Origin of the sequence: Pseudomonas sp. BNK-30, assembly GCF_047456185.1 — a bacterium.
In the GTDB taxonomy this organism is placed as follows: domain Bacteria; phylum Pseudomonadota; class Gammaproteobacteria; order Pseudomonadales; family Pseudomonadaceae; genus Aquipseudomonas; species Aquipseudomonas putida_E.
The window spans coordinates 5,015,575-5,028,458 of sequence record NZ_CP179904.1; the positions used below are offsets into that span (position 1 = coordinate 5,015,575).

The following is a 12,884-nucleotide window of genomic DNA, read 5'->3' on the forward strand; positions in this document are numbered from 1 at the left end:
GCCTGGCCTTCGATGAAAACTCCGGTCTGGTTCCCGCAAAGCTTCTTCGCCCGCACCCTGTGGCTGGTGCTGATCGTTGTCCTGTTCTCCAAGGCGCTGACCCTGGTCTACCTGCTGATGAACGAGGATGTGCTGGTCGATCGGCAGTACAGCCATGGTGTGGCGCTGACGCTGCGCGCCTATTGGGCGGCCGATGAAGAAAACCGCGACAAGATTGCCGAAGCCGCAGGCCTGATCCGGGTGACCGGCTCCGGCGTGCCGGAGGGCGAGCAGCACTGGCCCTACAGCGAAATCTATCAACGGCAGATGCAGGCCGAGCTGGGCGAAGACACCGAAGTGCGCTTGCGCATCCACGCACCGCCTGCGTTGTGGGTCAACGCGCCGAGCCTCGGCCCGGGCTGGCTGAAAGTGCCGCTTTATCCGCACCCGTTGCGTGGTCAGAAGATCTGGAACGTACTTGGCTGGTTCCTGGCCATCGGCCTGTTGTCCACCGCTTCGGCGTGGATCTTCGTGCGCCAGCTCAACCAGCCGCTCAAGCGCCTGGTGTTCGCTGCCCGTCAGTTGGGCCAGGGCCGCAGTGTACGTCTGCCGATCAGTGATACGCCGAGCGAAATGACCGAGGTGTATCGCGCGTTCAACCAGATGGCCGAGGATGTCGAGCAGGCCGGGCGTGAGCGCGAGCTGATGCTGGCGGGGGTGTCCCACGATTTGCGCACGCCACTGACGCGCCTGCGTCTGTCGCTGTCCTTGCTGAACAGCGACAACGAACTGAGCGACGACATGGTCCGCGACATCGAGGACATGGACGCGATTCTTGACCAGTTCCTGGCCTTCATTCGCGATGGCCGCGACGAGCCGCTGGAGGAGGTCGACCTGGCCGACCTGGTGCGCGAAGTGGTGGCGCCCTACAACCAGCCGCAAGAGCGTGTGCGCTTGTGCCTGGAGCCTATTCCGCCATTCCCGCTGCGCAGGGTTTCCCTCAAGCGCATGCTGGGCAACCTGATCGGTAATGCGCTGCATCACGCGGGCAAGGGGGTCGAGGTGGCCGCCTATGTGTCGGGCGACGAGAGCGCGCCTTATGTGGTGCTGAGCGTGCTGGACCGGGGGGCAGGGATCGATGAGTCGGAGCTGGAAACCATCTTTAACCCGTTCATTCGTGGGGACCGTGCGCGGGGTGGCAAGGGCACCGGGTTGGGGCTGGCGATCGTCAAGCGGATCGCCGCCCAGCATGGCGGCAATGTCGAGTTGCGCAACCGGTCCGGGGGCGGGATCGAGGCGCGGGTGAGGTTGCCGTTGGGGCTTTTGCTACCGCGTAACGCGGTTTGAGCCTTCGCTGTCAGTGATGGCCCTATCGCCGGCAAGCCGGCCCACAGGTACATCACTGAGCCGCAAAGCAGTGGGAGCCGGCTTGCCGGCGATGGGGCTGCACGGCAGCCCCAAAACCTCAGCCTTTGCCCTTGGTCCGGGTCTGATTCGGCCCGCCATTTTTCTCCAGATGCTCGATGATCATCCCGGCCACGTTCTTGCCGGTTGTCACCTCGATACCTTCCAGGCCCGGTGAGGAGTTCACCTCCATCACCAGCGGCCCGTGGTTGGAGCGCAGAATATCCACCCCTGCCACGCTCAGGCCCATCACCTTGGCCGCACGAATGGCGGTTATCCGCTCTTCAGGCGTGATCTTGATCAGGCTGGCCACACCGCCGCGATGCAGGTTGGAGCGAAACTCGCCTGGCTTGGCCTGGCGCTTCATCGAAGCAATCACCTTGTCGCCCACCACGAAGCAGCGGATATCGGCACCGCCGGCCTCCTTGATGTATTCCTGAACCATGATGTTCTGCTTCAGACCCATGAACGCTTCGATCACCGACTCGGCCGCTTGGGTTGTCTCGCACAACACCACGCCGATCCCTTGTGTGCCTTCCAGCACCTTGATGACCAGCGGGGCGCCATTGACCATCTGGATCAGGTCGGGGATGTCGTCCGGCGAGTGGGCGAACCCGGTAATGGGCAGGCCGATGCCGCGCCGGGACAACAACTGCAATGAACGCAGCTTGTCACGCGAGCGGGCGATGGCCACCGACTCGTTGAGCGGGTAAACGCCCATCATCTCGAACTGGCGCAGCACTGCGCAGCCGTAGAACGTCACTGAGGCGCCGATGCGCGGGATCACTGCATCGAAACCCTCCAGCGGCTTGCCGCGGTAATGGATCTGCGGCTTGTGGCTGGCTATGTTCATGTAGGCCCGCAGGGTATCGATCACCACCATTTCGTGGCCACGCTGAGTGCCGGCTTCGACCAGCCGGCGGGTGGAATACAGACGCGGATTGCGCGACAGCACAGCGATCTTCATGCAGCACCTGTGACAGGAGATAGGGTGGCCGGGTAGGCCGGTTTGTCTTGCACGTACTTGAGCCCGGGGTTGACCACCAACTGGCCGTGAATGAGTGCCTTGGAGCCGAGCAGCAGGCGATAGCGCATGTTCTTGCGGCAGGCCAGGGTGAACTCTACCTCCCAGACGCCATCGCCCAACGCCAACGAGGTGCGGATCACATAACGGGTCTGGGCATGGCCGTTGGAGCTCTTGATGGTTTTCATGGTGACCAGCGGGGCTTCGCAGCGGCGGTGGCGCAATTGCACTATCGAACCCAGGTGGGCCGTAAAGCGCACCCATGGCTGGCCGTCGCGCTCGAAGGGCTCCACCTCTGTGGCATGCAGGCTGGAGGTGCTGGCACCGGTATCGATCTTGGCGCGCAGGCCCGCCACACCGAGGTCGGGCAAGGCGACCCACTCGCGCAGGCCGATTACAGTCAGATGGTCAAATGTCTTCACGAAGCACACCCTGCGAATGAGGTGGTGAACTGTAAGCACGGCGGGGACTTTTTGCATCCGTCAGTTACGGTAGTACAGTTCGATGAAAGACAGAATTCGAGGCAACGGGATGGCACACAAAGCGGAAGAAGACGACAAGGTACGCCTGGACAAATGGTTGTGGGCGGCGCGGTTCTACAAGACCCGGGCGCTGGCCAAGGCCGCCATCGAAAGTGGCAAGGTGCATTGCCGGGGCGAGCGCTGCAAGCCCGGCAAGGAGCCGCGAGTGGGTGACGAGTTCGTGCTGCGTACCGGTTTCGACGAGCGTACCGTGGTGGTCAAGGCGCTGTCGGTGGTACGCCGGGGCGCGCCTGAAGCGCAGGCCCTGTATGCAGAAACCGAGGAGAGTGTGCGCCGCCGCGAGCAGGCAGCCGAGCTGCGCAAGGCCGGGGCGATGGGCGTGACCACCGACGGCCGGCCGAACAAGAAGCAGCGGCGGCAGATTCACCAGCTGCACGGCAATTTTGATTGAATGGGCTGGGCAGCCGCCCCAGCCGTCTAGCGGACCACCGCCAGGCGCCCGACCAGCGGTAGCCTGCCAGCGAGGGCAAACAAAGGCGCCGTCCACCGCACCAGCAACGCGCTACCTTTGGCCGCCAGCGGCGTATGGCAGCTCCAGCCCAACGCCAGCACCGCCATCAGCAAGCCACCGATGTAGTCATCCTGCCCCCAATGCGCGCCTGCAACCAGGCGCGGCAGCATGAACAGCAACGCCAGGCCCCAGATCACGAGGTGCTGGACCAGGCGCCGGCTGAACAGGCTCATGAACAAGGCCCAGATCAGCAATACCGAGGCGTGGTCGCCCGGGAAACTGTTGCTGGAACGGTCTTTCAGCTCCCATGCCTTCTCAAGGTTCGGGTAGTAGTCGCTCAGGTGCACAACGTTGGTGAATACCATTGATGGGCTGTCATGCTGCCAGCCCATTGCATCTACCCACTTGGAAAACAGCGCGCGAATCACCACTAAGAGGATCAGCGTAACCAAAAAGCCGAAGAAGGCTTCACGCACCTGGCTGGCCTTGAACACCCAGTCGCCCCGAATCAGCACGGCCAGAAGGACCAGGCCAACGACGATGTCGAAGGGGCGCAGGCTGCCGATGGTCCAGATATAGCGCCAGGTGGTGTTGTCGGCCAGCGGTGCATTGAGGCTGTGGAACAGCCATTCGTCGAAAGTCAGGCACAGGATCTGGCCAAAGGGCCATAACCAGAAACACAGTAGAGCGATGGGCAGCAAAGTGCAGGCTGCCAAGGGGCCCCAAGACCACCTTGCTTTTAACAGTGGTCGATTGTCCATAAAATACCTCTATTGCAATCAGGAATCGGAGCGCCTTGTGAGCGCTCTGTCACGGGAACTCGCGAGTGTTCGACATCCCGTGTAACCATTTTGTCATCATTTCTAGATAGCCAAAACCTATGAGCGATTTGCCGGATACCGATTTCACCCAACGTTTCATCTTCGACGACCGCGATATTCGCGGCGAGTGGGTGGCACTCGATGACAGCTACGCCGCGGTGTTGGCTCGTCATGCATACCCACAGCCCGTTGCCACATTGCTCGGTGAGCTGATGGCCGCTACCTCGCTGTTGGTGGGCGCGCTGAAGTTCGACGGCTTGCTGATCCTGCAGGCGCGTTCTGCTGGCCCCATCCCCCTGCTGATGGTGGAGTGCTCGGGCGAGCGCGACATCCGCGGCATGGCGCGTTACGAAGCGGACCAGATAGCAGCCGACGCGACCCTGGCTCAGCTGATGCCCGACGGCCATCTGACCCTGACCATCGACCCGGTCAAAGGCCAGCGCTACCAGGGTACTGTCGAGCTCGACGGCAAAAACCTGTCCGAGTGCTTCACCAATTACTTCGTGCAGTCTCAGCAGCTCAACACGCGCTTCTGGCTCAACGCCGAAGGCGGCAAGGCTCGCGGCCTGTTGCTGCAGCAGTTGCCGGTGGATCGCCAGCGTGACGAAGAAGAGCGCGAGGACAGCTGGCAGCATGTGATTGCCCTGGCCAACACCCTCAAGCCGCAGGAGTGGGCCGAGGCCAACGAAACCTTGCTGCACCGCCTCTATCATGAAGACGCGGTACGCCTGTTCGATATCCAGCCGCTGCGCTTCAAATGCAGCTGCTCGCGCGAACGTTCCGGCAATGCGCTGGTCAGTCTTGGCGAGCAGGATGCCAAGCAGCTGGTTGAGGAGTGCGGGGGCAAGGTCGAGATCGATTGCCAGTTCTGCAACGAGCGTTATTTCTTCGATGCCAGCGATGTGGCACAACTGTTTGCCGGTGGTGGCACTGACACGGCGTCAGAAACTCGCCACTGAAACGTTTAATTTCAGGGAAATCTCCTGTCGAATTGCGCAAAAGGGCAGTTACGACAGGAGGGGCCTACTTTTTTTGGGCGTTTCTGGCATAATCCGGCCACTTTTTTCGCTGTAGTAGTTTTTTACAGACAACTACAAAACGTTTGGAGCACTCGGCCTCGGGCCGGATGGGGTATCTCATGACGCAAGCCAACAACACCGTGTACACCGACCTGAGCGTCGATGAGCTGGTAAAAGAAGCGCTGCAACGCGGTGAAGGCGTGCTAGCCGATACCGGCGCATTGGTCGTCGAGACCGGGCACCGTACTGGCCGTTCGCCGGCTGACCGTTTCATCGTCGAAGAACCTTCCACCCAGGACGCTATCGCCTGGGGCCCGATCAATCGCAAGTTCCCGGCCGACAAGTTCGATGCCCTGTGGGACCGCGTCGAGGCGTTCAACAACGCCCAGGATCACTTCGTTTCCTACGTTCACGTAGGGGCTGCCGCCGAGCACTACCTGCCGGTGAAGATGACCACCCAGACCGCCTGGCAGAACCTGTTCGGCCGTTGCCTGTTCATCAACCCTGAGCAGTTCAACCCGGCTGGCCGCGACCAGTGGCAGGTCCTCAACGTTGCCAACTTCGAGTGCGTGCCTGAGCGTGACGGCACCAACTCCGACGGTTGCGTCATCATCAACTTCGCCGCCAAGAAAGTGCTGATCGCGGGCATGCGTTATGCCGGCGAAATGAAGAAAGCCATGTTCTCGGTGCAGAACTTCCTGCTGCCGGCTGCCGACGTGCTGCCAATGCACTGTGCTGCCAACATCGGTGAAGAAGGCGACGTAACCCTGTTCTTCGGCCTGTCCGGCACCGGCAAGACCACCCTGTCGGCTGACGAAAGCCGTTACCTGATCGGTGACGACGAGCACGGTTGGGGCGAAGGCGTTGTCTTCAACATGGAAGGCGGCTGCTACGCCAAGTGCATCGACCTGTCCGAGAAGAACGAGCCGGTCATCTGGAAAGCCATCAAGCATGGCGCCGTGCTGGAAAACGTCGTCCTGGACGGCAACAAGCACGCCGACTATGCCGATGTCAGCCTGACCCAGAACAGCCGCGCCGCCTACCCGCTGGAGCACGTCGCCAAGCGCGCCGAAGCCAACCTGGGTGGCGAGCCTAACGCAGTCATCTTCCTGACCTGCGACCTGACCGGTGTTCTGCCTCCGGTTTCGATCCTGAACAACGAGCAGGCGGCCTACCACTTCCTGTCCGGCTACACCGCGCTGGTCGGTTCCACCGAAATGGGTTCGGGCGGCGGCATCAAGTCGACCTTCTCCACCTGCTTCGGCGCACCGTTCTTCCCGCGCCCGGCTGGCGAATACGCCGAGCTGCTGATCAAGCGTATCAACGCCTTCGGCTCCAAGGTCTACCTGGTCAACACTGGCTGGACCGGTGGTGGCTATGGCGTCGGCAAGCGCTTCAGCATCCCGACCACCCGTGGCGTGATTGCTGCCATCCAGAGCGGCGCTCTGGTCGGTACCGAGACCGAGCACCTGGACATCATCAACCTGGACGTGCCGAAGGCCGTTCCGGGCGTCGAGACCGAGCTGCTCAACCCGCGCAACACCTGGGCTGACAAAGCTGCCTACGACGAAGCTGCAAAAGGCCTGGCCAAGCTGTTCACTGAAAACTTCAAGAAGTTCGAAGTGTCCGACGCAATCAAGGCTGCTGGCCCACAGCTGTAAGCTGTCGCCGGTTGCAACGAGAAAGCCGCCCCCAAGGGCGGCTTTTGTGTTTCAGGGCCATTGCTGCCTTGCATGCAGGATGCGGATGATTTCCACGGCTTCCCTTGTAATCCGATAGACCATCACGTAGTTGGGGTGGATGATGATTTCCCGGGTCCCCGGATAGCGCCCGGGTTTGTACATGGAAGGAGTCTGCGCAGCGAGCCTGGCTTTTTCGGCAAATTTTTCGTCTAGTGAAATGGCGGCAGCGGGATTGTCCTGGGCTATATGGTCCATAATGCGAAAGCGATCATTGCGGGCCATCTCACGCCAAGCCAGGCGCATCAGCGGACTCTGGCTTTGAGTTCGCTGCGGCGAGCCGCGAACAGCAGCTCTGCTTCTTCATCCTCCATCGCGGGCGACGAATCGTTCAGGCTTGCTTCGACTTGCTCTGCGAACCACGCCTCATAAGCGGCTGCTTCATGAGCCCGCTTCAACGCTTGAGCGCGATCAGGACGTTGGTAAGTGCTCATCAGGCCAGGATCAAAGGCTGAGGTGTCCACCTCGAAATGGTCGATGCCCATCTCACGCAGGTAGATGACCAAGGTTTCAAACTTTTTGAAAAGCCTTACGTTGCCGCTACGTTGGGCAATCAGCAGGTGCTCTTGCTGATTGATATCGACCTGGATGGCCCAGCCACCCGGTTGGCCGACGATGTGCGTAGCGTTGATTCGGCCCGATTCCACCAGTCGGCTCAAGTTGGCATGATCTAATTGATGAGTTGGCATCGGTGTCTTTCTCAGTTTCATCAGATACACCATGGTATGCAATCTATAGTTGATTGCGACTATAGTCCTTCCTGTCTTGGTGTGGGAAGCTTCCTCACGGTGTAACCAATTGTGGATATCTCATGACCGAATCCCCCCAGCGCAGCGCGTTCTCCCACTTCCACCCCATCCTCACCCGCCCCCAGGACAACGACCATAACGGCCACATTGCCGGTGCCACGGTGCATGGTTTCTTCGAAACCGCCATCCAGGCCTTTCTGGTCGAGCAAGCTGAATTCGACCTGCGTGAAGGTGAGCTGGCGGCGTTCGTGGTCAGTTCGGCAGCAGACTTTTTCGCGCTGCCGGGCTTTCCGGACGTGCTAGAGGTGGGTTTGGGCGTCACTCGCCTTGCAGGCAGCACGGTGGAGTACCGGCTGGCGCTGTATCGCCCGGGAGAGGCCGATGCTTGTGCGGCAGGGACCGTGGTGCAGGTGTTCATCGAGCGCGCCAGCGGCCGGCCGGTACCGCTGCCGGAGGCGCTGCAAGTCATTTTGTCGGGCCTGCAGCTCGGTTCGCAGGCATGAAAAAGCCCCGCGGGTGAGGGCGGGGCTCTTGCTGCCTGAGGATGGTCTCAGGTATCAGTCGCGCCAGTGGCGCTTGTGCTTGCGGTGGCCGTAGTGGCGGCCACGGTCGTAATGACGGCGGTCGTCGTAGCCGCGACGGTAGCGGCGATCGTCGTGACGGTCGTCATCATCGGCCTTGTTGCCCAGGTAGTTACCGAGCGCGCCACCGGCGCCGCCGCCTGCGGCTGCACCAATGTAGCTGCCGGTGGTACCGCCGACCGAGCGACCGACCACGTTACCGCCTGCAGCGCCCAGTGCGCCGCCGATAGCGGCCTCACCACGCTGGCGCTTGTCGGCACCCAGGGCACCGCCGGCCGCACCGCCCAGGCCGGCACCAATGGCGCCGCCAGTGCTACCACCGATGGAGTTGCCCACTACGGAGCCGAGTACCCCACCCAATGCGCCGCCAATGCCGGCCTCGGTATTGCCACCGGCCATGGCAACGCCGCTGAGCAAGCTGAAAGACAACAACAGAATCGAGGAGTACTTCTTCATCAAGAGAGCCTCATAAGGATGACGAGGGCGAATTTGCAGTTCCTTGAGGCCGCTGGCAACGAAAATCCGACGAGTAGCACGAGTTGTACACAATTCTCTAAGTTACTGTTTTATCGATGAAACTTTATCGATTTTCGTGTGTCTGAGGTAATTGTGACAAAGCCCTGAACCCCTGTGGAACAGGGCTTTTTTCGTTTTTACCCGTACGGTTCGATTACACGATTCGCCCGTCGTCGCGCGCCCGCTCCAACTTGATGGCGACGAACTTGGAGGTCGGTGTATGGCTGCCCTCACCGATGCTTTCCAACGGGATCAGCGGATTCACTTCCGGGTAGTACGCCGCCGCCTGCCCAGCCGGGATATCGAAAGCCAGCAGGGTGAAGCCCTGTACACGGCGCACATGCGAATCGCCCCACAACGAGACGATGTCGACCTTCTGCCCCGGCTGGAAGCCCAGGCGGATGATGTCGGCCTCGTTGACGAACAGCACGTCACGCTGGCCGCGCACGCCACGGTAGCGGTCGTCCAGGCCATAGATGGTGGTGTTGTACTGATCGTGCGAGCGCATGGACTGCATGATCAGGTCCGGTACCTGGCCGCTGGCGCGTACCCGCTCGTCGAGCAGGGTGTCCGGCAGTAGGTTGGCCTTGAAGTTGGCGCGGCCGTTGGTGGTCTTCCACTGGCGGCTGGCTGCACTGTTGCCCAGGTAGAAGCCGCCTGGGTGGCTCAGGCGCTGGTTGAAGTCGGCAAAGCCTGCAATGGTGTCGCCGATCAAGTCCCGGATACGGTTGTAGTCGGCCACAAGCCAGTGCCAGTCGACCGGGTTTTTGCCAAGTGTGGCAGCGGCGATGCCGGCAACCACTGCCGGCTCCGAGCGCATGTGGGTCGATAGCGGCTTGAGCTGGCCGTTGGAGGCATGGACCATGCTGAAAGAGTCTTCAACGGTGACCGCCTGTGGCCCGTCGGCCTGCAGGTCGATATCGGTGCGGCCCAGGCACGGCAGGATCAGCGCCTGTTTGCCGTGGATCAGGTGGCTGCGGTTGAGCTTGGTGCTGATGTGCACGGTCAGCGCGCAGTTGCGCAGGGCCTGGGCGGTACGCTCGGTATCCGGGGTGGCCTGGGCGAAGTTGCCACCCAGCCCGATGAACACCTTGGCGCGGCCGTCAAGCATGGCGTGGATCGCTTCGACGGTATTGTGGCCATTGTGCCGCGGTACCGGGAAATTGAAGCGTTTTTCGATGGCATCGAGCAGCGCCACCGGCGGGCGTTCATTGATACCCATTGTGCGGTCGCCCTGCACGTTGCTGTGGCCGCGTACCGGGCACAGCCCTGCGCCAGGCACACCGATGTTGCCGCGCAGCATCTGCAGGTTGACGATTTCCTGGATGGTGGGCACCGAGTGGCGGTGTTGGGTGATGCCCATCGCCCAGCACATGATCACCCGTTTGCCGCGGCAGTACATGCGTGCAGCCAGCTCGATGTCTGCGAGCTCAAGGCCCGACTGCTCCTGAATGTGCGCCCACGAGGTGGCGTCCACTGCCGCCAGGTACTGATCGACACCGTGACCATGCTCGGCGATGAATACGTGATCGAATACCGCCGGCTCGCCTTTGGCCTGCGCCTCACGCTCCCACTGCAGCAGGAACTTGGCCATGCCACGCAGCAGCGCCATGTCGCCGCCCAGGGCCGGGCGGAAGAACGCCGTGTTGGTCGGCCGGTCGCTGTTGGTCAGCATTTCCAGCGGGTTCTGCGGGTGCTGGAAGCGCTCCAGGCCACGCTCCTTGAGCGGGTTGATACACACCACCTGGGCGCCACGCTTCACGGCATCGCGCAGCGGGTCGAGCATGCGCGGGTGGTTGGTGCCGGGGTTCTGGCCCCAGACGAAGATCGCATCGGCGTGTTCGAAATCATCGAAGGTGACAGTGCCCTTGCCCACACCGATGCTTTGCCCCAAGGCTACGCCACTGGCCTCGTGGCACATGTTCGAGCAGTCGGGGAAGTTGTTGGTGCCGTATGCACGCACGAACAGCTGGTACAGGAACGCCGCTTCGTTGCTGGCCCGCCCGGAGGTATAGAACTCGGCCTGATCGGGGCTTGCCAGGTTGTTCAGCTCTCGGGCGATCAGGGCAAAGGCTGCATCCCAGGCGATCGGCTGATAGCGGTCGCTGGCCGGGTCGTAGACCATCGGTTCGGTCAGGCGACCTTGGTATTCCAGCCAGTAGTCACTCTGCTCAAGCAGCGCGCTGACGCTGTAGCGGGCGAAGAAGGCCGCATCGACTCGGCGCTTGGTGGCTTCCCAGTTGACCGCCTTGGCGCCGTTCTCGCAAAACTTGACCATGCCGCTTTCGGGCGAGTCGCCCCAGGCGCAACCGGGGCAGTCGAAACCGCCATTCTGGTTGGTCTTGAGCAGGGCGCGAAGGTTCTTCAGCGCATTGTCGCTGCCAACCCAGGCCTTGGCCACGCTGCGCAAGGCGCCCCAGCCACCGGCGGGGCCGTAGTAGGGCTTGTAGCGTGGTGGGGAGGCTGGGGCGTTGTCTGGAAGAGGCTGGTACGAGGTCACGGCTATTACGACTCCGCCGCTGGGCTATAGACCCGCGGTGCACTGTGTTTGGGCAGATGAATGAGGTTGAGGTTGTGCTTGCGCGCCCATTGCAGGGCAAGGCCGGTAGGAGCCGAGAGGCTGACCAGCGTCTGGATGCCGGCCCGCAGGACTTTCTGGATCAGTTCCAGGCTGCAGCGGCTGGTGACGATCGCCAGGCCACCTTCGGTGGCGATGCCCTGGCGCAGCAGGGCGCCGATCAGCTTGTCCAGGGCGTTGTGGCGGCCAATGTCTTCGCGGCCGAGCAGCAGTTCGCCCTGGGCGTTCATGAACAATGCCGCATGCACGGCGCCACAGTGCTGGCCCAGCGGCTGGAAGGCATCGATGCGCTCACGCAGGCCCACCAGCCACTGCGCCGGTGGCAATGGCGCGCCAGGCAGCTCGGCCAGCTCCGGCAGCGCCTGCTCCAGGGCTTCGACGCCACACAGGCCGCAACCGCTGGTGCCGGCCAGTTGGCGGCGCTGGTTTTTCAGGTTCCAGAATGCGCGGCTGGAAATCTCCAGGTCGGCGTACAACGCCGAGCCGCTGCCGGAAAGCTTCAGGTCGTAGATGTCTGCGGTGCCATCGACAATGCCGCTGCCAACGCTGAAGCCGACCGCAAAGTCTTCAAGGTCGGTGGGGCTGACCAGCATCACGGCCTGGTTGAGGCCGTTGTAGACGATGGCCAGGGCGACTTCTTCGGCCAGCGGCGTGCTGGCACGCGCAGCGTCGTCGAGCTGGACGTAATCGTAGGTGTTGCTGGCGGCAGGCAAGGCCAGAGGCGTCGAGGCCGCGCAGACCGGAGGTTTGCTGTTCATCGGGGCTGGTTGTTCATCGGCGCTGACTACCGGCGGCTTTTTGATAGCACCAGCCTAGGCCTGCGGGCCGGTCACGTCTAATCGCTAGGGTCTATGCCTTGATAGACCGCGTCGATTGGTCGCAGTGGGGCGGGGGAGGAAATCCTGGCCTAGACTCGTGTTTCCGAGGTTATCGTCAACATGGAGAACGCAATGAGCCTTTTCAGTTTCGTGAAGGAAGCCGGCGAGAAGTTGATCGACCTGCTGACCCCAGGCAATGCCAATGCCGAGGAGCAGTTGAAGAAACACGTGGAGAGCGTCGGCCTGGGCAACCCGAACATCACCGCTACGGTAGAGGGTGACAAGATCACCCTCAAGGGCGAGGTGGCCAGCCAGGAGGAGAAGGAGAAAATCATCCTCGCGGCCGGCAACATAAGTGGTGTGGCCAGCGTTGATGATCAGATCACTGTAACTGGGCCGGTCGTTCAGGCTGCGCGGTTCGTAACCGTGAAAAAGGGTGACACGCTGTCAGCCATTGCCGTGGTCGTGTATGGCAACGCCGGCCAGTACAACAAGATCTTCGAAGCCAACAAGCCGATGCTCAAGCACCCGGACAAGATCTATCCGGGGCAGGTGCTGCGGATTCCGGACTGACAGATCTCTATCGTTTGCTCCGGCCAATCGCCGGCAAGCCGGCTCCCACAGGTACTCCGCTGCTCTCAAGTTCAGCGCAAACCCAGTGGG

Annotated in this window: 14 protein-coding genes; 6 read left to right on the forward strand and 8 right to left on the reverse strand. The window is 61.8% G+C overall.

Going from position 1 to position 12,884, the window contains the following annotated elements; genetic code table 11:
• Positions 1 to 12: 12 nt before the first annotated feature.
• Complete coding sequence (locus tag ACMGGN_RS23200) at positions 13 to 1,326, forward strand: ATP-binding protein (RefSeq protein WP_046788225.1); 1,314 nt, start codon at positions 13 to 15, stop codon at positions 1,324 to 1,326.
• 118 nt (positions 1,327 to 1,444) lie between these two features.
• On the opposite strand, the gene rimK is transcribed toward ACMGGN_RS23200, so the two are convergent.
• Together rimK and ACMGGN_RS23210 are read right to left on the reverse strand one after the other, a co-directional pair.
• Positions 1,445 to 2,350 carry a 30S ribosomal protein S6--L-glutamate ligase gene (gene rimK / locus ACMGGN_RS23205; protein ID WP_012316721.1) on the reverse strand — a complete coding sequence of 302 codons (906 nt, stop codon included), beginning with the start codon at positions 2,348 to 2,350 and terminating at the stop codon, positions 1,445 to 1,447.
• On the reverse strand, positions 2,347 to 2,829 hold the full coding sequence (locus tag ACMGGN_RS23210) for an ATP-dependent zinc protease (RefSeq protein ID WP_039603122.1): 483 nt from the start codon (positions 2,827 to 2,829) through the stop codon (positions 2,347 to 2,349). Before ACMGGN_RS23210 ends, rimK begins: the two co-directional genes overlap by 4 nt.
• Positions 2,830 to 2,938: 109 nt before the next feature.
• On the opposite strand from ACMGGN_RS23210, the gene ACMGGN_RS23215 reads away from it, so the two are divergent.
• Positions 2,939 to 3,340, forward strand: coding sequence for an RNA-binding S4 domain-containing protein (locus ACMGGN_RS23215; protein WP_012316719.1), 402 nt, complete (start codon positions 2,939 to 2,941; stop codon positions 3,338 to 3,340).
• A gap of 26 nt (positions 3,341 to 3,366) precedes the next feature.
• On the opposite strand, the gene ACMGGN_RS23220 is transcribed toward ACMGGN_RS23215, so the two are convergent.
• The gene (locus ACMGGN_RS23220; protein ID WP_119687937.1) at positions 3,367 to 4,161 is read right to left on the reverse strand and encodes a phosphatase PAP2 family protein; all 795 of its coding nucleotides are present in this window, start codon (positions 4,159 to 4,161) and stop codon (positions 3,367 to 3,369) included.
• 119 nt (positions 4,162 to 4,280) lie between these two features.
• Between ACMGGN_RS23220 and hslO the strand changes: the two genes are divergently transcribed.
• A complete protein-coding gene (gene hslO / locus ACMGGN_RS23225) occupies positions 4,281 to 5,180 on the forward strand; it encodes an Hsp33 family molecular chaperone HslO (RefSeq protein ID WP_012316717.1) in 900 nt (299 codons plus the stop codon).
• 179 nt (positions 5,181 to 5,359) lie between these two features.
• Positions 5,360 to 6,901: a phosphoenolpyruvate carboxykinase gene (locus ACMGGN_RS23230; protein WP_012316716.1), complete on the forward strand. Its 1,542-nt coding sequence runs from the start codon at positions 5,360 to 5,362 to the stop codon at positions 6,899 to 6,901.
• Positions 6,902 to 6,952: 51 nt separating this feature from the next.
• Here the strand turns inward: ACMGGN_RS23230 and ACMGGN_RS23235 are convergent, their stop codons facing one another.
• Together ACMGGN_RS23235 and ACMGGN_RS23240 are read right to left on the reverse strand one after the other, a co-directional pair.
• The gene (locus ACMGGN_RS23235) at positions 6,953 to 7,225 is read right to left on the reverse strand and encodes a type II toxin-antitoxin system mRNA interferase toxin, RelE/StbE family (protein ID WP_012316715.1); all 273 of its coding nucleotides are present in this window, start codon (positions 7,223 to 7,225) and stop codon (positions 6,953 to 6,955) included.
• Entirely contained in the window at positions 7,225 to 7,689 is a 465-nt protein-coding gene (locus ACMGGN_RS23240; protein ID WP_223255173.1) for a hypothetical protein, read from the reverse strand. The genes ACMGGN_RS23235 and ACMGGN_RS23240 overlap by 1 nt, the downstream gene beginning before the upstream one ends.
• 101 nt (positions 7,690 to 7,790) lie before the next feature.
• Between ACMGGN_RS23240 and ACMGGN_RS23245 the strand changes: the two genes are divergently transcribed.
• On the forward strand, positions 7,791 to 8,231 hold the full coding sequence (locus ACMGGN_RS23245; protein WP_039604534.1) for an acyl-CoA thioesterase: 441 nt from the start codon (positions 7,791 to 7,793) through the stop codon (positions 8,229 to 8,231).
• Positions 8,232 to 8,285: 54 nt separating this feature from the next.
• On the opposite strand, the gene ACMGGN_RS23250 is transcribed toward ACMGGN_RS23245, so the two are convergent.
• From ACMGGN_RS23250 to fdhD, 3 genes are all read right to left on the reverse strand, one after another.
• Positions 8,286 to 8,765 carry a glycine zipper domain-containing protein gene (locus ACMGGN_RS23250; protein ID WP_012316712.1) on the reverse strand — a complete coding sequence of 160 codons (480 nt, stop codon included), beginning with the start codon at positions 8,763 to 8,765 and terminating at the stop codon, positions 8,286 to 8,288.
• A gap of 214 nt (positions 8,766 to 8,979) precedes the next feature.
• Positions 8,980 to 11,325, reverse strand: coding sequence for an FdhF/YdeP family oxidoreductase (locus tag ACMGGN_RS23255; protein WP_414156320.1), 2,346 nt, complete (start codon positions 11,323 to 11,325; stop codon positions 8,980 to 8,982).
• Positions 11,326 to 11,330: 5 nt separating this feature from the next.
• A complete protein-coding gene (gene fdhD / locus ACMGGN_RS23260) occupies positions 11,331 to 12,161 on the reverse strand; it encodes a formate dehydrogenase accessory sulfurtransferase FdhD (RefSeq protein WP_115273120.1) in 831 nt (276 codons plus the stop codon).
• Positions 12,162 to 12,353: 192 nt separating this feature from the next.
• Here fdhD and lysM point away from each other — a divergent pair, with 192 nt between their 5' ends.
• Positions 12,354 to 12,794 carry a peptidoglycan-binding protein LysM gene (gene lysM, locus ACMGGN_RS23265; protein WP_046788236.1) on the forward strand — a complete coding sequence of 147 codons (441 nt, stop codon included), beginning with the start codon at positions 12,354 to 12,356 and terminating at the stop codon, positions 12,792 to 12,794.
• Positions 12,795 to 12,884: the final 90 nt, after the last annotated feature.